The sequence below is a fragment of the uncultured Azohydromonas sp. genome (assembly GCF_937926365.1).
Lineage (GTDB): Bacteria > Pseudomonadota > Gammaproteobacteria > Burkholderiales > Burkholderiaceae_C > Azohydromonas.
This window is the reverse complement of record NZ_CALAOH010000179.1, coordinates 42122-63676: the sequence shown is the minus strand read 5'-3', so window position 1 is coordinate 63676 and position 21555 is coordinate 42122. Positions and strand designations below refer to the sequence as shown.

Genomic DNA, 21555 nt, shown 5'->3' with positions numbered 1-21555 from the left:
TACCTGCTGATCGGCTTCTGGTACACGCGGCCCACGGCGATCTTCGCCAACATGAAGGCGTTCCTGGTCAACCGCGTGGGTGACTTCGGCTTCATCCTGGGCATCGGCCTGCTGGCGGCCTACGCCGGCACGCTCAACTACGGCGAGACCTTCGCCAAGGCCGACGAGCTGGCCAAGCTGAGCTTCCCGGGCACCGACTGGATGCTGATCACGGTGGCGTGCATCTGCCTGTTCATCGGCGCCATGGGCAAGAGCGCGCAGTTCCCGCTGCACGTGTGGCTGCCCGACTCGATGGAAGGCCCCACGCCGATCTCCGCGCTGATCCACGCCGCCACCATGGTGACGGCGGGCATCTTCATGGTCACGCGCATGTCGCCGCTGTTCGAGCTGTCGGACACCGCGCTGAACTTCGTGCTGGTCATCGGCGCGATCACGGCGCTGTTCATGGGCTTCCTGGGCATCATCCAGAACGACATCAAGCGAGTCGTTGCGTACTCCACGCTGTCGCAGCTGGGCTACATGACGGTGGCGCTGGGCGTGTCGGCCTACTCGGTGGCGGTGTTCCACCTGATGACGCACGCGTTCTTCAAGGCGCTGCTGTTCCTGGGCGCGGGCTCGGTGATCATGGGCATGCACCATGACCAGGACATCCGCAACATGGGCGGCCTGCGCAAGTACATGCCCATCACCTGGATCACCTCGCTGCTGGGCTCGCTGGCGCTGATCGGCACGCCGCTGTTCTCTGGCTTCTACTCCAAGGACAGCATCATCGAGGCCGTGCACGCCAGCCACCTGCCGGGCGCGGGCTTCGCGAACTTCGCGGTGCTGGCCGGCGTGTTCGTGACGGCGTTCTACTCGTTCCGCATGTACTTCCTGGTCTTCCACGGCAAGGAGCGCTTCGGCCAGGCTCACCATGACCACCATGGCGACCACGACGACGAAGAGCCCTCGGAGGACCACCACCACGGCCTGGCGCCGGGGCAGAAGCCGCACGAGTCGCCGCTGGTGGTGACGCTGCCGCTGCTGCTGCTGGCCATCCCGTCGGTGATCATCGGCTACCTGACCATCCAGCCGCTGCTGTTCGGCGACTTCCTGAAGGACGCGGTGTTCGTCAACGAGACGCTGCACCCGGCCATGAAGGAGCTGGAGGAGAACTTCCACGGCGCGATGGCCATGGCCACGCACGGCCTGCAGACCATGCCCTTCTGGCTGGCGCTGGCCGGTGTGGTGACGGCCTACGTGTTCTACATGGTTGCGCCGGCCATCCCCGCCGCCATCCGGCGCGTGGCGAGCCCGATCTACACGATCCTGGAAAACAAGTACTTCATGGACGCCTTCAACGAGCACGTGATCGCCGCCGGCGCGCGCCTGCTGGGCAAGGGCCTGTGGAAGGGTGGTGACCAGGGGATCATCGACGGTGCCGTCATCAACGGTTCGGCCAAGGCCGTGGGCGGTATCGCGGGCGTCGTGCGCCTGGTGCAGACCGGCTACCTCTACTGGTACGCGCTGGTCATGATCCTGGGCGTGTTCGGGCTGATGACGTGGCAGCTGTGGCCCCAGCTGACGAGCCTCTTCGGGCGTTGATAGGCAGGGCGGAGAATAACGATGGGATTGTTGAGTGTTGCCATCTGGCTGCCGGTCGTCGTGGGCGCCGTGCTGCTGGCATTGGGTCGGGATGAACAGGCGAACACGGTGCGCTGGCTGGCGCTGCTGGGTTCGATCGCGGGCTTCCTGGTCACGCTGCCGCTGATCACGGGCTTCGACAACGCGACGGCTGCGATGCAGTTCGTGGAGCGCGCGCCCTGGATCGAGCGTTTCAATGTCTTCTACCACCTGGGCCTGGACGGCATCTCGCTGTGGTTCGTGCCGCTGACCGCGTTCATCACGGTGATCGTGGTGATCGCGGGCTGGGAGGTCATCACCGAGCGCGTGAACCAGTACATGGGCGCGTTCCTGATCCTCTCGGGCCTGATGATCGGCGTGTTCGCGGCGCTGGACGGGCTGCTGTTCTACGTCTTCTTCGAGGCCACGCTGATCCCGATGTACATCATCATCGGCGTGTGGGGCGGCCCGCGCCGGGTGTACGCGGCCTTCAAGTTCTTCCTGTACACGCTGGCCGGCTCGCTGCTGATGCTCATCGCGCTGATCTACCTGTACTACAAGTCGGGTGGCAGCTTCAGCATCCTGGACTGGCACCAACTGCCGCTGCCGCTGTCGGCCCAGACACTGCTGTTCTTCGCCTTCTTCGCCGCCTTCTCGGTGAAGGTGCCGATGTGGCCGGTGCACACCTGGCTGCCCGACGCGCACGTCGAGGCGCCCACCGGCGGCTCGGTGGTGCTGGCGGCGATCATGCTGAAGCTGGGCGCCTACGGCTTCCTGCGCTTCTCCATGCCCATCGCCCCCGATGCGGCCCGCGAGTACGACTGGTTCATCATCGCGCTGAGCCTCACGGCGGTGATCTACATCGGCCTGGTGGCGCTGGTGCAGAACGACATGAAGAAGCTGGTGGCCTACTCGTCCATCGCGCACATGGGCTTCGTGACCCTGGGCTTCTTCATCTTCAACGAACTGGGCGTCTCCGGCGGCCTGGTGCAGATGATCAGCCACGGCTTCGTCTCGGGCGCGATGTTCCTGTGCATCGGCGTGCTCTACGACCGCGTGCACTCGCGTGAAATCGCGTCCTATGGTGGCGTGGTCAACACCATGCCCAAGTTCGCCGCCTTCGCGCTGCTGTTCTCCATGGCCAACTGCGGCCTGCCGGGCACCGGCGGCTTCGTGGGCGAGTGGATGGTGATCCTGGGCACGGTCAAGGCCAACTTCTGGCTGGGCCTGCTCGCCGCCACGGCGCTGATCTCGGGTGCCGCCTACACGCTGTGGATGTTCAAGCGCGTGTACTTCGGTGCCGTGACCAACGACGACGTGCGCACGCTCTCCGACATCAACGTGCGCGAGTTCGCGATGCTGGCCGTGCTGGCGATCGCCACGCTGTGGATGGGCCTGTATCCGAAGCCCTTCACCGATTCGATGCACGTGTCGGTGAACCAGCTGCTGGCCCACGTCGCGACGCCGAAGCTGGGCAACACCGCCCAGACGGAAAGCGCCCCCGCCACGGTGGCCGATGCCGCCAAGCCGAACTGAGCCGCACGGGAGTCTTCACAACATGAATCCGATGAACTGGCTGGTGGTCCAGCCTGAGATCGTGCTGCTGGTGATGGCCTGCGTGGTCGCGCTGGCGGACCTCTTCGTCAAGGACGAGCGACGCCGTCCGACCTTCTGGCTGTCGCAGCTGTCGCTGGCGGCGGTGGCCTTCATCCAGGTCGATCAGCTCGGCGCCATGATGCAGGCCGAGCAGCTGGGCAACGGCCTCACCAGCATGTACGGCATGCAGCAGATGGTGGTGGCCGACCCGATGGGCCGGCTGCTGTCGGTCTGCGCCACGCTGACCCTGATGGCAACGCTGGCCTACGCGCAGCCCTACATCGGCTCGCGCGACATGCTCAAGGGCGAGTTCTTCTCGCTGTCGATGCTGTCGCTGCTGGGCGTGCTGGTCATGCTCTCGGCCAACAACTTCCTGGTCGTCTACCTGGGCCTGGAGCTGATGACGCTGTCGCTGTACGCCCTGGTGGCGCTGCGCCGCGACCATGCCGTCTCCACCGAGGCGGCCATGAAGTACTTCGTGCTGGGCGCGCTGGCCAGCGGCTTCCTGCTCTATGGCATGTCCATGATGTACGGCGCCACCGGCACGCTGGAGATCGGCGGCGTGTTCGACGCCATCCAGACCGGCCGCCTCAACCGCGACGTGCTGACCTTCGGCCTGGTGTTCATCGTGGCCGGCCTGGCCTTCAAGCTCGGCGTGGTGCCCTTCCACATGTGGGTTCCCGACGTGTACCAGGGCGCTCCGACGGCCGTGACGCTGCTCATCGCCGGCGCTCCGAAGCTGGCCGCCTTCGGCATCACCATCCGCCTGCTGCACGAAGGCATGAACGGCCTGGCGCGCGACTGGCAGCAGATGCTGATCGTGCTGGCCGTGGCCTCGCTGGTGATCGGCAACCTGGCCGCCATCGCGCAGACCAACCTCAAGCGGCTGCTTGCGTACTCGACCATCGCGCAGCTGGGCTTCATGCTGCTGGGCCTGACGCCCACCGTCGTCGGCGGCAACACCGTCTCGGCGGCCAACGGCTACAGCTCCGCGCTGTTCTACCTGATCACCTACGTGCTCACCACGCTGGCGAGCTTCGGCATCATCATGCTGCTGGCACGCCAGGGCTTCGAGGCCGAGGAGATCAAGGACCTCGCGGGTCTGGGCAAGCGCAGTCCCTGGATGGCTGGCGTGATGCTGATCGTGATGTTCTCGCTGGCCGGGATCCCGCCGACGGTGGGCTTCTACGCCAAGCTCGCGGTGCTGCAGGCGCTGGTGACCACCGGCGAGGCGGCCTACATCACGCTGGCCGTGGTGGCGGTGGTGCTGTCGCTGATCGGCGCCTTCTACTACCTGCGCGTCGTGAAGGTCATGTACTTCGACGAGCCCGCCGAGAGCATGCAGATCTCCGGCCCCGCGGGTGCCCGTGCGCTGCTGGCCGTCAACGGTGCTGCCGTGCTGGTCCTGGGCCTGGTGCCCAGTGGCCTGATGGCCCTGTGCCGCGACGTCATCGTCAAGGCGCTGGCGACCTGAGGCCGCTGCCATGAACCACGGCGCCGAGGTCGCACTGGTGCTGCTTGCCGCCGTGGTCGGCGCCAACCTGCCGTTCTTCACGGAGCGGCTGCTGCTGGTGGGTCCGCGGCGTGCTCCCAAGGCCTTCGGCTGGCGGTTGCTGGAGCTGCTGCTCCTGGCACTGCTGACGCTGGGGCTGGGGCGCTTGCTGGAAGCCCGCATCGGCCAGATCTACCCGCAGGGCTGGGAGTTTTACGCCGCGCTGGGGTGTCTGTTCCTGACGCTCGCCTTCCCCGGCTTCGTTTGGCGTTACCTGAGGCGGCACCATGGCTGAAGACGATCACCTGCGCGAACACCAGCTCCAGTCGGAGCAGGTGTTCGAGGGCAACTTCCTGCGCGTGAGCCGCGACAAGGTGCGGCTGCCCGACGGCCACGAGACGGAGCGCGAGTTCATCCGCCACTCCGGGGCCTCGGTGGTGGTGCCGATGCTCGACGACGGGCGGCTGGTGCTGGTGCGCCAGTTCCGTTATCCGCTGCAGCGGGTAATTCTGGAATTCCCTGCCGGCAAGATCGACCCGGGCGAGCCGCCGCTGCACACCGCCGTGCGCGAGCTGACCGAGGAGACGGGTTACACCGGCGCGGAATGGGCCTACGCGGGCCCAATCCACAACGCGGCGGCTTACTCCGACGAGGTGATCCACCTCTACTTCGCCCGCGGCCTGCGCGAGGGTGAAGCTGCGCTGGACCACGGCGAGCACCTCGACGTGGTGCGCATGACCGAGGACGAGCTCGATGCACTGGCCGCGCGCGGCGAGCTCAGCGACGCCAAGACGCTCATCGGTTTGCTGTGGCTCACCAAGTGGCGGCAAAAGTTGTGGTCGCTGGCATGGCAGCCGGCGCCCGTGCTGGCCGAGGACGATAATTCCTCCCATGAAGGTGCTTGATCTGCGCTGTGACAACAGCCATGGCTTCGAGGGCTGGTTCGGCTCCGAGAAGGATTTCACCAGCCAGCTGGAGCGCGGTCTGGTGGAGTGTCCCCTGTGCGGCAGCAAGGCCGTGAACCGCCTGCCCAGCGCGCCGCGGCTCAACCTGTCCAACACCCGCGAATCCGTACCGCACACGGCCGAGCAGACCAATGTCCCTCGCCAGGCTCCCACGCCGGAAGCACAGCAGCTCCAGGCGCTGTGGATGAAGGCAGTGCGCCACGTGATGGCCAACACCGAGGACGTGGGCGAACGCTTCGCGGACGAAGCCCGCCGCATCCATTACGGCGATGCGCCCGACCGCAGCATCCGCGGCCAGGCCAGTGCCGACCAGGCAGCCGAGCTGGCGGAGGAGGGTATCGACGTGCTGCCGCTGCCCATCCCGAAGGCGCTCAAGGAGCCGATGCAGTAAGCGGCTGCTGTCTCACCGTTTCTCCGAACCCGGCCGCTGGCCGGGTTTTTTCATGCCGGCGCGCCGTTCCTACAGCACCCGTCCCGGGTTCAGCAGCGCCTGCGGATCGAGCGCCTGCTTGATGGAGCGCATCAGCCTCATGGCGGTGGGCGACTTGCGCTGCGCCAGCTCCTCGCGCTTGAGCGAGCCGATGCCGTGCTCGGCGGAAAAACTGCCGTCGAAGGACTGCACGGCATCGAACACGATGCGGTTCACCGCCGACTCGTGGTCGCGCAGGAAGGCTGCGCCATCGCCGCCCTCCGGCACCTGCACGTTGTAGTGAAGGTTGCCGTCGCCCAGGTGGCCGAAGTTGACGATGCGCACGCCGGGGAAGGCGGACTGCAGCGCCGCGTCCGCCTGTGCGCAGAAGGCCGGGATGCTGGAGACGGGCAGCGCGATGTCGTGCTTGATGTTGAGGCCCTCCTGCGCCTGGGCCAGCGAGATGGACTCGCGCACGTGCCACATGGCCTTGGACTGCGTCTGGCTCTGCGCCACCGCGGCGTCCTCGATCAGCCCGTCCTCCAGCGCCGTGGCCAGCAGCGCCTCGAAGCGTTCCTGCGCATGCGTCTCGCTTTCCTCGTCGCTTTGCTCCAGCAGCACCGTCCAGGTCGCGCCGGGCAGGGGCCGCGGCAGGTCGGGGAAGTGCTTGCCCACCAGGTCCAGCGCGAAGCGGCCCATCACTTCGAAGCCGGTGAGGCTGGCCCCCAGCTTCCGGCGCGCCGCCTTGAGCAGCGCCACCGTCTGCTCCATCGATGCGCAGGCAGCCAGCGCCGTGGTGACGGCTGCGGGCCGCGGAAAGAGCTTCAGCGTCGCGCCCGTGATGACGCCTAGCGTGCCTTCGCTGCCGATGAACAGGTCGCGCAGGTCGTAGCCGGTGTTGTCCTTGCGCAGCCCGGTCAGCCCGTCCCAGACCTCGCCTTGCGCCGTGACCACTTCCAGGCCTAGGCAGAGCTCGCGCGCGTTGCCGAAGCGCAGTACCTGGGTGCCGCCGGCATTGGTGGCGAGGTTGCCGCCGATGGTGGCGCTGCCCTCGGCTGCGAGGCTCAAGGGGAACAGCAACCCCTGCGCCTCGGCCGCCTCCTGCGCCGACTGCAGCACGCAGCCCGCGTCCACCGTGAGCGTGAGGTTGGCCGTGTCCAGCGCGCGCACGCGGTTCATGCGGCGCAGGCTCAGCACCAGCTGGCGTCCGCTGTCGTCCGGCACGCTGCCCACCACCAGGCCGGTGTTGCCGCCCTGGGGCACCACCGTCACGCCGTGCCGGGCGCACAGGCGCAGCACGGCTGCCACCTGAGCCGTGTCTGCCGGACGGGCTACTGCCAGCGCCTTGCCGCGCCAGCGCTTGCGCCAGTCCAGCTCGTAGCTGGAGAGGTCACCGTCGCACAGCACATGGTCGGCGCCGATGGCGGCGCGCAGCTCGTTCAGAAATTCCGCGCTCATGGCTTACTTCTTTCCTTCCGCGGGAGCAGGGGCGTGCTTGAGGCGCCAGCGCACGTGCGTGGCGCAGGCAACGAACAGCAGCAGGCACAGGATGACCTCGATGAGTGCAAGCCAGGCGCCCGGGGCTGGCTCGCTGGTGGCGCGCACCACGCCCTCGGCGAAGTAGATCCACACCAGCAGGCTGACCCAGCGGTAGGTGTACATGCGCCGCCGGAGCAGCCCCGCCAGCGGCACCACCAGCGGCAACACCTTCAGGGCCAGCGTGCCGCGCCCGGTAGGCGCCAGCCACAGCTCCCACGCCAGGCCCAGGACGATCAGCGCCACCAAGCAAGCCACGGCCAGGTTGCGCGTGCGGCGCACCATCGGCGGCAGCGTGTTGAAGGCAGGATCAATCGACATGTTTGGCATCATAGTGTTGATGAACACCCCCTCCGCCCGCTGGCGCGGCCGGTGCCTGGAGGCGTGGCGGGTGTTGCGCCACTGGCCTTGGCGCGACACGTTCCGCACGCTGCACCAGCGTTTCCGCGAAGACAAGCTCAGCCTTACCGCCAGCAGCCTGACCTTCACGACGCTGCTGGCGCTGGTGCCGCTGACCACCATGGCTTTCGCGCTGTTCTCGGCCTTCCCGGTGTTCGGCAGCTTCCAGTCGGCGCTGGAGCAGTACTTTTTGAAGTCGCTGGTGCCGGCCAACATCTCCCGCCAGGTGCTGGGGCAACTTACGCAGTTCGCGGCCAAGGCACGCAGCCTGAGCGGCCTGGGCTTGGTACTGCTGGGCGGTACGGCGGTAGCAACCATGCTCACCATTGACCGTGCGCTCAATGCCATCTGGGCGGTACGGCGCCCGCGGCCCATCGGCCAGCGCGTGCTGGTGTACTGGGCCGCGATCACGCTGGGCCCGCTGGTGCTGGGCGTGAGCCTGTCCGTCACCTCCTACGCGCTGTCGGCCTCGCAGGGCTGGGTGCACGCACCGCCGTGGGGGGTGAGCTTGCTGCTCAACGTCTTCGAGTTCGGGCTGCTCGTGACGAGCATGGCGGCGCTGTTCCACTACGTGCCCAACACGCAGGTGCGCTGGTCACACGCCTTCGCTGGCGCGCTGTTCGTGGCGCTGGGCTTCGAGCTGGCCAAGGACCTGATCGCCTGGTACTTCACCAAGGTGCCGACCTACTTGGCCATCTACGGCGCCTTCACCACGCTGCCGATCCTGCTGGTGTGGCTCTACGCGGGCTGGATGATCGTGCTGCTGGGCGCGCTGATCGCCGCCAGCGCCCAGAGCCTGGTGCAGGGCACCGCGCGGCTGCCCGGCGGGCCAGGCCAGCCGTTCACCCTGGCGCTGGCCCTGCTGCGGGTGCTGGTGGCGGCGCAACGCGAGGGCCGTCCCGGGCGCTCGCAGACGGCGCTGGCGCGCACGCTGGGCGTGGACCCGTTGCGCCTGGAACCGGTGGTGGAGACGCTGGTGGAGCTGGACTGGATCGGCCGCCTGGAGGAGGGCGGCGCGCAGCGCCTGGTGCTGCTGTGCGACCCGGGCCGCACGCCGGCGGCGCCGCTGATCGACCGGCTGCTGCTGGAGCCCAGCGTCGAGACCCAGGCCTTCAGGCTCCAGGCCGGCGTGGAAAGCGTGTCGCTGGAAGAGCTGCTGCGCTGAGCGCGCCGCCCCGCGCGCAAGATCCTTGCTGACACCAGGGCGGCATGCCGCTACGGTGCCATCAGCCGCAGCCGATGCCGCGAGGGAGCCGCCTATGAACGCCAGCGAGAAATTCATTGCCCATATCGGGCGCGAGCTGCAGGGCTTGCGCACGGCCGGCCTGTTCAAGCAGGAACGCGTGATCGCCGGCGCGCAGGGGCCGCGCGTCGTGCTCGCCGACGGGCGCGAGGTCATCAACCTGTGCGCCAATAACTACCTGGGCCTCAGCGCGCATCCGCGCGTGGTGCAGGCGGCGCAGCAGGCGCTGCAAAGCCACGGCTACGGCATGAGCTCGGTGCGCTTCATCTGCGGCACGCAGGACCAGCACAAGGCGCTGGAGGCGCGGCTGTCGCGCTTCCTCGGGACCGAGGACACCATCCTGTACGCGGCGGCCTTCGACGCCAACGGCGGGCTGTTCGAGCCGCTGTTCAGTGAGGAGGACGCCATCGTCAGCGACACGCTCAACCACGCCTCCGTCATTGACGGCATCCGGCTGTGCAAGGCGCGCCGCTACCGCTACGCCCATGACGACATGGCGGACCTGGAGCGCTGCCTGCGGCAGGCCCGCGCTGACGGCGCGCGCTTCGTGCTCGCCTTCACCGACGGCGTGTTCTCCATGGACGGCAGCGTGGCGCAACTCGACCGCATGCGCGCGCTGTGCGACGCCCACGGCGCGCTGCTGGGCATTGACGACAGCCACGCCACCGGCTTCGTCGGCCCCACCGGCCGCGGCACGCACGAGTACCGCGGGCTGCTGGTGGATGGGCGGGCGCGGGTGGACCTGATCACCGGTACGCTCGGCAAGGCCCTGGGTGGCGCCTCGGGCGGCTTCACCAGCGGGCCGCGCGAGGTGATCGAACTGCTGCGGCAGCGCTCGCGGCCTTACCTGTTCTCCAACTCGCTGGCGCCGGCGATCGTGGGCGCGTCGCTGGCCGTGCTGGATCTGCTGGAGGAAAGCGCCGGGCTGCGCGAGACGCTGATGGACAACGCGCGCTGGTTCCGCGCCGCCATGGCCGGGGCTGGCTTCGAGCTCAAGCCGGGCGAGCATCCGATCGTGCCGATCATGGTTTACGACGCACCCAAGGCCCAGGCGCTGGCGGCGCGGCTGCTGGAGCTGGGCGTGTACGTGGTGGGCTTCTTTTACCCGGTGGTGCCGCAGGGCCAGGCGCGCATCCGCGTGCAGCTCAGCGCCGCGCATGCGCGCGCCGACCTGGAGCAGGCCGTGGCGGCATTCCGGCAGGCCGGACGCGAGCTGGGTCTGGTGCGGTGACGGCGGGCCCCGCAGGGAGTGCCGGCATGGGTGAGGCTTTGAAAATCCTGGTGGTAGGGGCCAACGGCCAGATCGGCAGCGAGCTGGTCGAGGCACTGGTGCAGTGCCATGGGCGCGAGGCGGTGGTGTCGGCCGACCTGGCGCCCTCGGGCCGCGTGCCGGGCGTGGTGCACGAGGTGCTGGACGCCACCGACGCCGCCGCACTGGGCGAGGTCGCGCGCCGGCATGGCATCACGCAGCTCTACCTGCTGGCCGCGGCGCTGTCGGCGCGCGGTGAACAGCACCCGACCTGGGCCTGGGACCTGAACATGAAGAGCCTGCTCAACGTGCTGGAGCTGGCGCGCACGCTGCCGCTGCAGCGCGTGTTCTGGCCCAGCTCCATCGCCGCCTTCGGCGCCTCCACGCCCAAGAAGGCCACGCCGCAGCATACGGTGATGGAGCCCGACACCGTCTATGGCATCTCCAAGCTCGCGGGCGAGGGCTGGTGCGCCTGGTACCACCGCCGCCACGGCGTGGACGTGCGCAGCCTGCGCTATCCCGGCCTCATCAGCTGGAAGACGCCGCCCGGCGGCGGCACCACCGACTACGCCGTGGAGATCTTCCACGCCGCGCTGGCGGAGAACCGCTACACCTGCTTCCTGCGCGAGGACCAGGCGCTGCCGATGATGTTCATGCCCGACGCCATCCGCGCCACGCTGGAGCTGATGGCGGCACCGGCCGAGGCCATCCGCGAGCGCCGCAGCTACAACCTCGCCGGCATGAGCTTCACGCCGCGCCAGATCGCCGATGCGATCGCGCAGCGCCTGCCCGGCTTCACGCTGCGCTGCGAGCCCGATTTCCGCCAGGCGATCGCCCAGAGCTGGCCGGCCTCCATCGACGATACGCCCGCGCGCACCGACTGGGGCTGGCAGCCGCGCTACGACCTGCAAGCCATGGTGGACGCGATGCTCAAAGCGCTGCGGCGATGGTGATTGCGCGTAAGGGATTGCACTGGGCGCTGTGCTATGTTGGATGCAGTTCGATTTCTTTATTTCCTGGGGAATTTCATGAAGGTCAGCGACATCCTTCGCGTCAAGGGCAACACCCTCTTCACCGTCTCGCCGGACCAGTCCTTGGCGCAAGCGCTGGAAACCATGGCCGAGTACGACATCGGCTCGCTGGTCGTGGTGAGCTATGGCGACGTGGTGGGCATGCTGACTTTCCGCGAAGCCATCAAGGCCGTGGTGCGCACGGGCGGCAAGCTCGAAGACGCCACGGTGCGCAGCGTGATGGACGACTGCCCGCTGAGCTGCACGCCCGAGACGCCGATGGACGAGGTGCGGCGCATGATGCTGCAGCGCCATGCGCGCTACATGCCGGTGCTGGACAAGCGCACGCTCATGGGCGTGATCTCCTTCTACGACGTGGCCAAGGCCGTGGTGGACGCGCAGGATTTCGAGAACCGCATGCTCAAGGCCTACATCCGCGACTGGCCGGCCGAGGAAGAGGGCGCCGCCGCCGCGGCGCCGCTGCCCCCGGCTGCCTGATCGGCGGCTGCGCGGCTGTCACAATGCAGGGCCCGCGCGAGCGGGCCCTTTTTCTTTGTCCGACCGATTCACTTCGCAGCGCACCAGCATGTCCGGCAGCACCCTTGGCGAACTCTTCCGCGTCACCAACTTCGGCGAAAGCCACGGCCCGGCCATCGGCTGCGTGATCGACGGCTGCCCGCCGGGGCTCGCGCTCAGCGAGGCCGACATCCAGCCCGAGCTGGACCGCCGCCGCCCCGGCACCTCGCGCCACGTCACCCAGCGCAACGAAGCCGACGCGGTGGAGATCCTCTCCGGCGTGTACGAGGGCCAGACCACCGGGACGCCGATCTGCCTGCTGATCCGCAACACCGACCAGCGCAGCAAGGACTACGGCAACCTGCTCGACACCTTCCGCCCCGGCCATGCCGACTACGCCTACTGGCGCAAGTACGGCGTGCGCGACCCGCGCGGCGGCGGGCGTTCCTCGGCGCGGCTGACGGCGCCCACCGTGGCCGCTGGCGCGGTGGCCAAGAAGTGGCTGCAGCACAAGCACGGCATGCGCTTCATCGGCTGGATGTCGGCGCTGGGCGCGACCGAAATTCCCTTCGAGGGCTTCGAGCACATTCCCAACAACCCCTTCTTCGCCGCCAACGCCAGCCTCATTCCCGAGCTGGAGGCGCAGATGGACCAGTTGCGCCGCGACGGCGACTCCATCGGCGCGCGCATCAGCGTCATCGCGCAGGGTGTTCCGGCCGGGCTGGGCGAGCCGCTGTTCGACCGGCTCGATGCCGACATCGCCCACGCCATGATGGGCCTCAACGCCGTCAAGGGCGTGGAGATCGGCGACGGCTTTCGCAGCATCGCCCAGCGCGGCTCCGAGCATGGCGACGAGCTCACGCCCGAAGGTTTCACCAGCAACCATGCGGGCGGTGTGCTGGGCGGCGTGAGCACGGGGCAGGACCTGGTGGTGTCCCTCGCCATCAAGCCCACGAGCTCGATCCGCGTGCCGCGCGCCTCCATCGACCGCGCCGGCCATCTGGCCACGGTGCAGACCTTCGGCCGTCACGATCCCTGCGTGGGTATCCGCGCCACGCCCATTGCCGAGGCGCTGCTGGCGCTGGTGGTGATGGACCACGTGCTGCGCCACCGCGCCCAGTGCGGCGACGTGGAGTTGCCGCTGCCGCAGATTCCAGCATCCGCGCCGCGCTGAGCGCGCTGCCAAGGCGGGGTGCCGCGTCCACCGTGGCGGCCTCGTCCCCGAATAAAAAAACCGGCCCGCGAGGGCCGGTCTTGCTTGGGGGGCTGTTACTTCAGCGCTTCAGTGCTTCCGCGTGGCGTCGTTGAAAAGCGTGCGGCTGGCGTCGGCGAAGTGGCCGGACCAGTTCAGCCAGTCATTCCAGCCGTTGGCCGCCATCTGCGCCACCTGCCGGCTCGCTTCCTGCGCCGGCCACATCAGCGGGCTGGCGGCCATGGGGCTGAGCACATGCTCTACCTCGGCTTCGATCATCTCGGAGGAGCCACCGAGCGCAGTCTGCAGCCTGAAGAAGTTGAGCGCCGATTCCCAATAGGCACTCTGCAGCCTCACCAGGCCGTTGCCCGTGGCCTGCGCCACCTGCAGCCACTGGTCGGTGCCCAGCTCGGTGAGCCGGGTGGCGAAGCGCAGCAGGGCGTCGAAGTCGGCGCGGGCCAGGCCGGTCTGGACGGTGGCGAGGTCGCTGAGGTTGCGGGCCTCGCCAAGTTGCCCGTCGAGCTGCTGCAGGCCCTGCATCACCTGGCGGCTGAGCTCGGCCTGGGCCTCGCCCAGGTGCTGCATGCCGCTGAGCATCGCGTTGATGGCGGCCAGGTGCCAGCGCAGCTGTTCTCGGCCCATGCGTTCGCCCCAGCCGTTGATCACTTCGTCCAGTGTGGCATCGCTGGCGGCGCGGTCCTCGTTGGCGGAAGCCGAGACTTCGATGGCGGGAGTACCCAGGGGGGTGTTGATGGCTGCGCCGTGGGAATGTTCGAGCGTGGCGTCTGCGGCAGCAGCCAACGGGGCGCGCGGGCTGCGAGGGGAGGTGGCGCGTTGCGGGGAAGTCGACACGTGGTTCTCTCCTTCTGTTCCCTCTAGCGGGAGCCGGATCGGGCCGTGCTTCGGCCTGCCGGTACGGGGAGCCCGGACCATAAAGTGCGCGGTCGCGGCGAACAACCCAGGTTTTCCATCTGTAACGGCCGCTGTAACAAGTGCGCCTTGGGCGGTGACCGCTCGCTTACATCAGGAATCAGGTGCTGCCCCGGGTCACCAGGGTGCAGCCCACGTCGATGCTGCTGCGGGGCGTCGGCTCGCCCCGCATCAGCTGCAGCAGCATGGCGGCGGCTTGGCGTCCGATCTGCTCGCGCGGCGTGTGCACCGTGGTCAGTGGCGGCAGCATCTGGTCGCTGCCGGCGAGGTCGTTGAACCCGGCCACGGCCACGCGCTGCGGGACCGGCACGCCCAGGCGCAGCGCGGCCAGCAGTCCGCCCTGCGCCAGGTCGTCGTTGCAATAGAAGAGGGCATCGGCGTCCGGGCACTGGTGCAAGGCGCGCTCGAACAGCTCCGCGCCCAGGGCCATCGAGGAGCGGCGCGGATCCAGCACCTCCAGCGCCGGGTCATAGAGGCCCGCGCCGCGCAGCGCATCCTGGTAGCCCTGCAGCCGCTGCAGCGTGCGCGGGTCCAGCTGCGCGCCGACGAACATCACGCGCCGGCGTCCGCGCTCGATGAGGTGGCGCGTCATCGCGTAGCCCGCGGCCGCCTGCGAGAAGCCCACGCTGTGCACGCCCGGCGTGTCGGAGGTTTCCATCAGGTGCACGCAGGGCACGCCGGCCGACTCGATGAGCTCGCGGCTGCCCTCGGTGCGGTCGAAGCCCGTGAGCAGCAGGCCGGCCGGGCGGTGCGCCATGTAGCCGCGCAGCTGCTCCTCTTCCTCGGCCGGGTCGTAGTGCGTCACGCCGATCAGCATCTGGTAGCCCGCGGGCAGCAGCGTGGCGTGGACCGCCTCCAGCAGATCGACGAACACGGTATTGCTGAGCATGGGCACCAGCACCACCACCTGCGAGCTGCGTGCCGAGGCCAACGCGCGGGCGGCCGGGTCGGGTACGTAGCCCAGCTGCTGCGCCGCTTCTTGCACCCGCGCCACCAGCGCCGGGTCCACGCTGCGCTGGCCACGCAAGGCGCGCGAGGCGGTGATGGGGCTCACGCCGGCGGCCTGCGCCACTTCGTTCAGCGTGATGCGGCCCGTGGCCCGGCGTCTGATGGAACTCATCTCGGTAGTTGCCCTGTGTCGTGATGCTTGCGCTTGTTTTAGGATAGCGCTGTCCAAGCCTTGTTGCAAAGTGTTAAATTGCGTAGGGCGAAGGGTACATTGAGCAAGAGCGGGCGGACCTGATGGTCCGCTTTTTGTGTTGTGACGGGGTAGCGCTGTCCAGTGTCGTCCGCGTCGCTGTGGACCGTCATGCATCGGGAGTTGGCATGGATTCGATCGTGGTCATGGGCGTGGCGGGGTGCGGCAAGTCCAGCCTGGGCGCCGATCTGGCGCGCGCCCTGGGCCTGCCGCTGGTAGAGGGTGACGATTTCCACCCACCGGCCAACCAGCAAAAGATGCGGGACGGCGTACCGCTGACCGACGCGGACCGCGCCGGCTGGCTGGACGCGCTGGCCGGCGAGCTGGCTGCGGCGCCGGACGGCACGGTGCTGACCTGCTCCGCGCTCAAGCGGGCCTACCGCGACCGACTGCGCGCCGCCGCGCCGGGTCTGCGCTTCGTGCACCTGGTGCTGGGCCGGGAGGAGGCCCTGCGCCGCGTGGCCGCGCGCGCCTCGCATTTCTTTCCGTCCAGCCTCGTGGACAGCCAGCTTGCGACGCTGGAGTCGCCGGCTGGCGAGCCCGGCGTGGTCGAACTCGATGCAACGCTGCCGCCCGAGGTCCTGCGGGAGGAGGCGCTGCGTCAACTTGGTTCCTAAGGAAAACCCTAGGAAGCCCAAAAACTTGCACGTTGCTGTCATCCGGTTTGGGGATTGCTCCGTTGTGCGCTGACCGTCCCGATGGACGCCACGACGTATCAGCCATGACGAAGCACGCCGCCCACAACCGTCCCGCCGAGCGCAAGCCTGCCGACCCGCTGTTCGAAGGAACCGACAGTGCCGACAAGGGCCGCAAGTTCGAGCCCTTCTACATCGCTCCGCTGGGACACGACCGGCGCGTCGGCGGCCGTGCCCGCCGCTTCGACCAAAAGCGTTGACAGATCCTTACCGGCGGCTGTCGTCTCACGGCTGCCGGTCTGAGCCAACGCAAGGCGCCTGCTGTGGCGCCGCGCGATGCTGGTCCTGCCAGGCGTTAGGTGGCCGCGCTCGCGGCCCGCGCCGTGCGAAGGAGACACCATGCAAGCTGCGCCTCACACGGGCTTCACGCCCCTGGACCCTGGCCGCGTCAACACCATGGACCCGGTCGAGCTGCGCTACTGGTGCGACCAGCTCCATTGCAGCGAGGATGAGCTGAAGGAAACCGTCGACCGCGTGGGCGAGCACGTGGCCGCGGTGCGCGAGGCGCTGGAACAGCGCCTGCCGCGGCACTAGCCGCTCTTCCCGCGGGCCGCTGCCTCGCGCAGCGCTCAGGCTCGCGGGCCGCGCCTCACAAAGCGAGGGCTCTTCGCTGCCCGCGCGGCTGTGCGCGAGCCCAGCCGCTGGTGGCGGCTCAGCACTCGACGATGTTGACCGCCAGCCCGCCGCGGGCGGTTTCCTTGTACTTGGTGAGCATGTCGGCACCCGTCTCGCGCATGGTCTTGATGACCTTGTCCAGGCTGACGTGGTGCGTGCCGTCGCCGCGCAGCGCCATGCGCGCGGCGTTGATGGCCTTGACCGAGGCGATGGCGTTGCGCTCGATGCACGGGATCTGCACCAGCCCGCCCACCGGATCGCAAGTCAGGCCCAGGTGGTGCTCCATCGCGATCTCGGCGGCGTTCTCCACCTGCGCCGGGCTGCCGCCCGTGACCGCGCACAGCGCGCCCGCAGCCATCGAGCAGGCCACGCCCACCTCGCCCTGGCAGCCGACTTCGGCGCCGGAGATGCTGGCGTTCTCCTTGTAGAGGATGCCGATGGCCCCGGCCGTGAGCAGGAAGTCCACCACGCCCTCGTCCGTGGAGCCCGGCACGAAGCGCCGGTAGTAGTGCAGCACCGCCGGCACGATGCCGGCCGCGCCGTTGGTGGGCGCCGTCACCACGCGCCCGCCGGCGGCGTTTTCCTCGTTGACCGCCAGGGCGAACAGGTTCACCCAGTCGATCACCGCCAGCGGGTCCTGCGGACCCGGCGTCGCCGCCTGTGCCGTGAGCTGGCGCCAGAGTTCCGGCGCGCGCCGCCGCACCTTGAAGCCGCCGGGCAGCACGCCCTCGGTGCGGCAGCCGCGCGCCACGCACTGCTGCATCACGCTCCAGATGTGCAGCAGCCCGGCGTCGATGTCCGCATCGGCGCGCCAGTGGCGCTCGTTGCGCCGCATCAGCTCGGCAATGGAGGTCTTTTCCCGCTCGCACAGCGCCAGCAGCTCCGCGCCGCTGTGGAAGGGATACGGCAACACCGTGGTGTCCGGCGCGACGGCGCGGTGCCGGCTGCCATCGGCCGCCACCTCCTCGCTGACCACGAAGCCGCCGCCCACCGAGTAGTACGTGCGCTCGGCGAGTACCTCGCCGGCCGCGTCCAGTGCCCGCAGCGTCATGCCGTTGGCGTGGAAGGGCAGCGTCTCGGTGCGGTGGAAGCGCAGGTCCGTGGCGGCGAGTTGCACCGGGTGGCTGCCGCCCAGCGGCAGCCGCTCGTCCTCGCGGAAGCGCTGCAGCAGGCTCGGCACGGCATCCACGTCCACCGTCTCCGGGTCGTGGCCGGCCAGGCCCAGCAGCACCGCCTTGTCGCTGCCGTGGCCCTTGCCGGTGGCGCCCAGCGATCCGTAGAGGTCGCACTGCACGCGTGCCGTGCGCGGAAGTGTCCCCTCGTGGCGCAGCCGCTCGGCGAACAGCCGCGCCGCGCGCATCGGCCCCACGGTGTGGGAACTGCTGGGGCCGATGCCCACGCGGAACAGATCGAAGACCGACACCGCCATGAGATCACTCCTTCAGGCGCTGCCGGCCGCGCGGCGTTTCAGTCCTCGTAGGACGCCGTGGGCGGGCAGGTGCAGAACAGGTTGCGGTCGCCGTGCACGTTGTCCACGCGCCCGACCGGCGGCCAGTACTTCTGGCGCCGCAGCGCGGCCACCGGATAGGCGGCCTGCTCGCGGCTGTAGGCGTGAGGCCACTCGGACTTGAGCAGCATCTCGGCCGTGTGCGGCGCGTTCTTCAGCGGGTTGTCCTCGCGCGGCCAGGCGCCGGACTCGACCTGCGCGATCTCCTCGCGGATGGCGATCATCGCGTCGCAGAAGCGGTCCAGCTCCACCAGCGGCTCGCTCTCGGTGGGCTCCACCATCAGCGTGCCGGCCACGGGGAAGGACAGCGTGGGCGCATGGAAGCCGTAGTCGATCAGCCGCTTGGCCACGTCCTCGGCCGTCACGCCGGAGCTGTCCTTGAGCGGACGCAGGTCCAGGATGCACTCGTGCGCCACGCCGCCGCCCTGGATGCCTTCGATCTCGCCGCTGAAGTGGATGTCGTAGTGCGCCGACAGCCGTGCCGCCACGTAGTTGGCCGACAGGATCGCCGTCTCGGTGGCGGCCGTGAGGCCGTCGGTGCCCATCATGCGGATGTACATCCAGCTGATGGGCAGCACCGCCGCGTTGCCCAGCGGCGCGGCCGACACCGGGCCCACGCCGCCCTGCGTTTCCGCGCCGCCCGGCCGGCCGGGCAGGAAGGGCACCAGGTCCTCCACCACGCACACCGGGCCGACGCCGGGGCCGCCGCCGCCGTGCGGAATGCAGAAGGTTTTGTGAAGGTTCAGGTGGCTCACGTCGCCGCCGAACTCGCCCGGCGCCGCCAGGCCCACCAGCGCGTTCATGTTGGCGCCGTCCACGTACACCCGGCCGCCGTGCTCGTGCACCAGGGCGCACAGCTCCTTCACGTGCGGATCGAACACGCCGTAGGTGGAGGGGTAGGTGATCATGATCGCGGCCAGCTTGGCCGAGTGCTGCTCGCACTTGGCGCGCAGGTCCGCCAGGTCCACGTTGCCCATGGCGTCGCACTTCACCACCACCACCTTCAGGTTCGCCATACCGGCGCTGGCCGGGTTGGTGCCGTGGGCGGACTCGGGGATCAGGCACACGTCGCGGTGGCCCTGGCCGCGCGAGGCATGCCAGGCCTGGATCGCCAGCAGGCCGGCGTACTCGCCCTGCGAGCCGGCATTGGGCTGCAGGCTGATGCCGGCGTAGCCCGTGGCTTGGCACAGCCAGGCGCGCAGTTGCTCGTCCAGCAGCCGATAGCCCTCCAGCTGGTCCGCCGGTGCGAAGGGGTGCACATGCGCGAAGCCCGGCCAGGTGATGGGGATCATCTCGCTGGTGGCGTTGAGCTTCATGGTGCAGGAACCCAGCGGGATCATCGTGCGGTCCAGCGCCAGATCCTTGTCCGACAGGCCACGCAGGTAGCGCAGCATCTCGGTCTCGCTGTGGTGGGTGTTGAACACCGGGTGCGTCAGGAAGGCGCTCTCGCGCGCCAGCGCCGCGGGCAGCAGCGGGGCGCTGCGCTCCAGGTCGGTGAAGGTCGGCACGGCCTGCTCGCCGGCGAACACCTTCCACAGCGCCTGCAGCTCCTCGCGCGTGGTGGTTTCGTCCAGCGTGATGCCCAGCGAGTCGGCGTCGGCGCGGCGCAGGTTCATGCCGGCGGCTTCCGCGGCGGCCAGCAGGCCGGCGGTGCGCTCGCCGGTGAGCACGTGCAGCGTGTCGAAGGCTTCCTCGTGCGCCAGCGTCCAGCCCAGCTGCTTCAGGCCGGCGGCCAGGATCGCGGTGTACGCCGCCACGCGGCGGGCGATGCGCTTGAGGCCCTCGGGGCCGTGGTAGACGGCGTACATGCTCGCCACCACCGCCGGCAGCACCTGCGCGGTGCAAATGTTGGAAGTGGCTTTCTCGCGGCGGATGTGCTGCTCGCGCGTCTGCAGCGCCAGGCGCAGCGCCGGCGCGCCCTGCGAGTCCACGCTCACGCCCACCAGTCGGCCGGGCATGGAGCGCTTGGCCGCGTCGCGGGTGGCCATGTAGGCGGCGTGCGGGCCGCCGCAGCCCATGGGCATGCCGAAGCGCTGCGTGCTGCCCACGGCGATGTCCGCGCCCAGCTCGCCCGGCGCCTTCAGCAGCGTCAGCGCCAGCAGGTCGGCGGCGACGATCACCTGGCCGCCCCGCGCGTGCACGGCATCGGCCAGCGGTTTCAGGTCGCGCACGCGGCCGGTGACGCCCGGGTACTGGAACAGCGCGGCGAAGCAGTCGTGCTCGCCGGCGGACTCGGCCGGGCCGATGACGATCTCGATGCCCAGCGGCCGCGCGCGGGTGCGCATCACCTGCAGCGTCTGCGGCAGCACGTCGTCGGCGACGAAGCAGCGCGTGCTCTTGCTCTTGCCCACGCGCATGGCCAGGGTCATGGCCTCGGCGGCGGCAGTGGCCTCATCGAGCATGGACGCATTCGCGATGTCCATGCCCGTGAGGTCCGTGAGCATGGTCTGGAAATTCAGCAGCGCCTCCATGCGGCCCTGCGAAATCTCGGCCTGGTAGGGCGTGTAGGCGGTGTACCAGGCGGGGTTCTCCAGCACGTTGCGCAGGATGACTGTCGGGGTCAGCGTGCCGTGGTAGCCCTGGCCGATGAAGCTTTTCAGCACGCGGTTGCGCAAGGCGATTTCGCGCAGTTCCAGCAGCGCCTGGGCCTCGGTGGCCGGCGCGGGCAGCGCCATCGGCTTGCCGCGCGCGATGTTGCGCGGCATCACCGCTTCCACCAGCGCGCGGCGCGAGGCGGCGCCGATGGCCGACAGCATCTGCGCCTGTTCATGCGGCTCCGGGCCGATGTGGCGGGAAACGAATTCGGACCTGTTTTCGAGTTCGGCCAGCGACGGGAAGGATTCAGGCATGGTGAGGAGGCGGCAAGAGAGGGTGTGCGGCGCAGGCCAGGAGCGCCTGCCGGAGACTTGGAGGACTTGAGAGGGGCGCGGCAATCGACTTGCCGCGCCGGCGGCACGGGCGCTCGCGGCCCGTGCCGGGAGGGATCAGGATTCGGACTTCAGCAGCACGTCGTAGGCTGGGCCGTCCATGAGCTCGTCGAACTCGGCCATGTTGGTGATGCGCACCTTGAAGAACCAGCCTTCGCCCATCGGGTCGGAGTTGGCCAGGTCGGGCTGGTCGCGCAGCGCCTCGTTGACCTCCACCACCTCGCCGCTGACGGGCATGTAGATGTCGGCGGCGGCCTTGACGGACTCCACCACGCCTGCCACCTCGCCCTTGGCGTAGGTCTTGCCGACCTCGGGCAGATCGACGAACACCACGTCGCCCAGCGCGTCCTGCGCGTGCTGCGTGATCCCGACCACGGCGGCGTCGTGGTCCTCGATGTTGATCCACTCGTGTTCGGGCGTGTACTTGGTGGTCATGGGCAGGTCTCCTGGGCGGACGGCGCGCTGCGGGCGCCG

At 69.1% G+C, this 21555-nt stretch carries 21 protein-coding genes; 14 read left to right on the top strand and 7 right to left on the bottom strand.

Annotated elements, in window-relative coordinates:
• From nuoL to Q0741_RS19475, 6 genes are all read left to right on the top strand, one after another.
• A partial coding sequence (nuoL, locus tag Q0741_RS19500) for an NADH-quinone oxidoreductase subunit L (RefSeq protein WP_298234857.1) occupies positions 1 to 1584 on the top strand: 1584 nt, incomplete at its 5' end.
• Between the two features lie 21 nt (positions 1585 to 1605).
• Positions 1606 to 3138: an NADH-quinone oxidoreductase subunit M gene (locus Q0741_RS19495; protein WP_298234856.1), complete on the top strand. Its 1533-nt coding sequence runs from the start codon at positions 1606 to 1608 to the stop codon at positions 3136 to 3138.
• Between the two features lie 22 nt (positions 3139 to 3160).
• Positions 3161 to 4672: an NADH-quinone oxidoreductase subunit NuoN gene (nuoN, locus tag Q0741_RS19490; RefSeq protein ID WP_298234855.1), complete on the top strand. Its 1512-nt coding sequence runs from the start codon at positions 3161 to 3163 to the stop codon at positions 4670 to 4672.
• A 10-nt stretch (positions 4673 to 4682) separates the two neighbouring features.
• Positions 4683 to 4985, top strand: a complete 303-nt coding sequence (locus tag Q0741_RS19485; protein WP_298234854.1) for a DUF2818 family protein — start codon at positions 4683 to 4685, stop codon at positions 4983 to 4985.
• On the top strand, positions 4978 to 5595 hold the full coding sequence (locus Q0741_RS19480; protein WP_298234853.1) for an NUDIX hydrolase: 618 nt from the start codon (positions 4978 to 4980) through the stop codon (positions 5593 to 5595). Before Q0741_RS19485 ends, Q0741_RS19480 begins: the two co-directional genes overlap by 8 nt.
• On the top strand, positions 5582 to 6046 hold the full coding sequence (locus tag Q0741_RS19475) for a DUF1178 family protein (protein ID WP_298234852.1): 465 nt from the start codon (positions 5582 to 5584) through the stop codon (positions 6044 to 6046). The genes Q0741_RS19480 and Q0741_RS19475 overlap by 14 nt, the downstream gene beginning before the upstream one ends.
• Before the next feature lie 69 nt (positions 6047 to 6115).
• On the opposite strand, the gene Q0741_RS19470 is transcribed toward Q0741_RS19475, so the two are convergent.
• Entirely contained in the window at positions 6116 to 7522 is a 1407-nt protein-coding gene (locus Q0741_RS19470; RefSeq protein WP_298234851.1) for an FAD-binding oxidoreductase, read from the bottom strand.
• A 3-nt stretch (positions 7523 to 7525) separates the two neighbouring features.
• On the bottom strand, positions 7526 to 7921 hold the full coding sequence (locus Q0741_RS19465; RefSeq protein WP_298234850.1) for a DUF2069 domain-containing protein: 396 nt from the start codon (positions 7919 to 7921) through the stop codon (positions 7526 to 7528).
• Between the two features lie 19 nt (positions 7922 to 7940).
• Between Q0741_RS19465 and Q0741_RS19460 the strand changes: the two genes are divergently transcribed.
• From Q0741_RS19460 to aroC, 5 genes are all read left to right on the top strand, one after another.
• Positions 7941 to 9164, top strand: coding sequence for a YihY family inner membrane protein (locus tag Q0741_RS19460; RefSeq protein ID WP_298234849.1), 1224 nt, complete (start codon positions 7941 to 7943; stop codon positions 9162 to 9164).
• A 94-nt stretch (positions 9165 to 9258) separates the two neighbouring features.
• A complete protein-coding gene (kbl, locus tag Q0741_RS19455; protein ID WP_298234848.1) occupies positions 9259 to 10473 on the top strand; it encodes a glycine C-acetyltransferase in 1215 nt (404 codons plus the stop codon).
• Between the two features lie 26 nt (positions 10474 to 10499).
• Positions 10500 to 11444: an NAD-dependent epimerase/dehydratase family protein gene (locus Q0741_RS19450; protein WP_298234847.1), complete on the top strand. Its 945-nt coding sequence runs from the start codon at positions 10500 to 10502 to the stop codon at positions 11442 to 11444.
• 75 nt (positions 11445 to 11519) lie between these two features.
• On the top strand, positions 11520 to 11999 hold the full coding sequence (locus Q0741_RS19445) for a CBS domain-containing protein (protein WP_298234846.1): 480 nt from the start codon (positions 11520 to 11522) through the stop codon (positions 11997 to 11999).
• An 88-nt stretch (positions 12000 to 12087) separates the two neighbouring features.
• Complete coding sequence (gene aroC / locus Q0741_RS19440) at positions 12088 to 13191, top strand: chorismate synthase (RefSeq protein WP_298234845.1); 1104 nt, start codon at positions 12088 to 12090, stop codon at positions 13189 to 13191.
• A gap of 108 nt (positions 13192 to 13299) precedes the next feature.
• On the opposite strand, the gene Q0741_RS19435 is transcribed toward aroC, so the two are convergent.
• Both Q0741_RS19435 and Q0741_RS19430 read right to left on the bottom strand, forming a co-directional pair.
• Entirely contained in the window at positions 13300 to 14061 is a 762-nt protein-coding gene (locus Q0741_RS19435; protein WP_298234844.1) for a phasin family protein, read from the bottom strand.
• Positions 14062 to 14239: 178 nt separating this feature from the next.
• The gene (locus Q0741_RS19430; protein WP_298234843.1) at positions 14240 to 15259 is read right to left on the bottom strand and encodes a substrate-binding domain-containing protein; all 1020 of its coding nucleotides are present in this window, start codon (positions 15257 to 15259) and stop codon (positions 14240 to 14242) included.
• 206 nt (positions 15260 to 15465) lie between these two features.
• On the opposite strand from Q0741_RS19430, the gene Q0741_RS19425 reads away from it, so the two are divergent.
• The 3 genes from Q0741_RS19425 to Q0741_RS19415 all read left to right on the top strand — a co-directional run bounded on the left by Q0741_RS19425 (position 15466) and on the right by Q0741_RS19415 (position 16566).
• Positions 15466 to 15954: a gluconokinase gene (locus Q0741_RS19425; protein WP_298234842.1), complete on the top strand. Its 489-nt coding sequence runs from the start codon at positions 15466 to 15468 to the stop codon at positions 15952 to 15954.
• A gap of 104 nt (positions 15955 to 16058) precedes the next feature.
• A complete protein-coding gene (locus tag Q0741_RS19420) occupies positions 16059 to 16232 on the top strand; it encodes a hypothetical protein (protein ID WP_156901540.1) in 174 nt (57 codons plus the stop codon).
• A gap of 139 nt (positions 16233 to 16371) precedes the next feature.
• Complete coding sequence (locus Q0741_RS19415) at positions 16372 to 16566, top strand: DUF3606 domain-containing protein (RefSeq protein WP_298234841.1); 195 nt, start codon at positions 16372 to 16374, stop codon at positions 16564 to 16566.
• 118 nt (positions 16567 to 16684) lie between these two features.
• Here Q0741_RS19415 and Q0741_RS19410 read toward each other — a convergent pair whose 3' ends face one another.
• The 3 genes from Q0741_RS19410 to gcvH all read right to left on the bottom strand — a co-directional run bounded on the left by Q0741_RS19410 (position 16685) and on the right by gcvH (position 21516).
• A complete protein-coding gene (locus Q0741_RS19410; RefSeq protein WP_298234840.1) occupies positions 16685 to 18076 on the bottom strand; it encodes an L-serine ammonia-lyase in 1392 nt (463 codons plus the stop codon).
• Positions 18077 to 18114: 38 nt separating this feature from the next.
• Positions 18115 to 21003, bottom strand: coding sequence for an aminomethyl-transferring glycine dehydrogenase (gcvP, locus tag Q0741_RS19405; protein WP_298234839.1), 2889 nt, complete (start codon positions 21001 to 21003; stop codon positions 18115 to 18117).
• 135 nt (positions 21004 to 21138) lie between these two features.
• Complete coding sequence (gcvH, locus tag Q0741_RS19400; RefSeq protein WP_028997490.1) at positions 21139 to 21516, bottom strand: glycine cleavage system protein GcvH; 378 nt, start codon at positions 21514 to 21516, stop codon at positions 21139 to 21141.
• Positions 21517 to 21555 lie beyond the last annotated feature (39 nt).

Coding starts and splice junctions, on each gene's coding strand:
- Q0741_RS19430 (WP_298234843.1), bottom strand. CDS start 15,259: ATGAGTTCCATCAGACGCCGGGCCACGGGCCGCATCACGCTGAACGAA.
- Q0741_RS19480 (WP_298234853.1), top strand. CDS start 4,978: ATGGCTGAAGACGATCACCTGCGCGAACACCAGCTCCAGTCGGAGCAG.
- Q0741_RS19470 (WP_298234851.1), bottom strand. CDS start 7,522: ATGAGCGCGGAATTTCTGAACGAGCTGCGCGCCGCCATCGGCGCCGAC.
- Q0741_RS19460 (WP_298234849.1), top strand. CDS start 7,941: ATGAACACCCCCTCCGCCCGCTGGCGCGGCCGGTGCCTGGAGGCGTGG.
- Q0741_RS19450 (WP_298234847.1), top strand. CDS start 10,500: ATGGGTGAGGCTTTGAAAATCCTGGTGGTAGGGGCCAACGGCCAGATC.
- Q0741_RS19420 (WP_156901540.1), top strand. CDS start 16,059: ATGACGAAGCACGCCGCCCACAACCGTCCCGCCGAGCGCAAGCCTGCC.
- Q0741_RS19475 (WP_298234852.1), top strand. CDS start 5,582: ATGAAGGTGCTTGATCTGCGCTGTGACAACAGCCATGGCTTCGAGGGC.
- nuoN (WP_298234855.1), top strand. CDS start 3,161: ATGAATCCGATGAACTGGCTGGTGGTCCAGCCTGAGATCGTGCTGCTG.
- Q0741_RS19415 (WP_298234841.1), top strand. CDS start 16,372: ATGCAAGCTGCGCCTCACACGGGCTTCACGCCCCTGGACCCTGGCCGC.
- Q0741_RS19410 (WP_298234840.1), bottom strand. CDS start 18,076: ATGGCGGTGTCGGTCTTCGATCTGTTCCGCGTGGGCATCGGCCCCAGC.
- kbl (WP_298234848.1), top strand. CDS start 9,259: ATGAACGCCAGCGAGAAATTCATTGCCCATATCGGGCGCGAGCTGCAG.
- Q0741_RS19485 (WP_298234854.1), top strand. CDS start 4,683: ATGAACCACGGCGCCGAGGTCGCACTGGTGCTGCTTGCCGCCGTGGTC.
- Q0741_RS19495 (WP_298234856.1), top strand. CDS start 1,606: ATGGGATTGTTGAGTGTTGCCATCTGGCTGCCGGTCGTCGTGGGCGCC.
- gcvP (WP_298234839.1), bottom strand. CDS start 21,003: ATGCCTGAATCCTTCCCGTCGCTGGCCGAACTCGAAAACAGGTCCGAA.
- Q0741_RS19445 (WP_298234846.1), top strand. CDS start 11,520: ATGAAGGTCAGCGACATCCTTCGCGTCAAGGGCAACACCCTCTTCACC.
- gcvH (WP_028997490.1), bottom strand. CDS start 21,516: ATGACCACCAAGTACACGCCCGAACACGAGTGGATCAACATCGAGGAC.
- Q0741_RS19425 (WP_298234842.1), top strand. CDS start 15,466: ATGGATTCGATCGTGGTCATGGGCGTGGCGGGGTGCGGCAAGTCCAGC.
- aroC (WP_298234845.1), top strand. CDS start 12,088: ATGTCCGGCAGCACCCTTGGCGAACTCTTCCGCGTCACCAACTTCGGC.
- Q0741_RS19465 (WP_298234850.1), bottom strand. CDS start 7,921: ATGTCGATTGATCCTGCCTTCAACACGCTGCCGCCGATGGTGCGCCGC.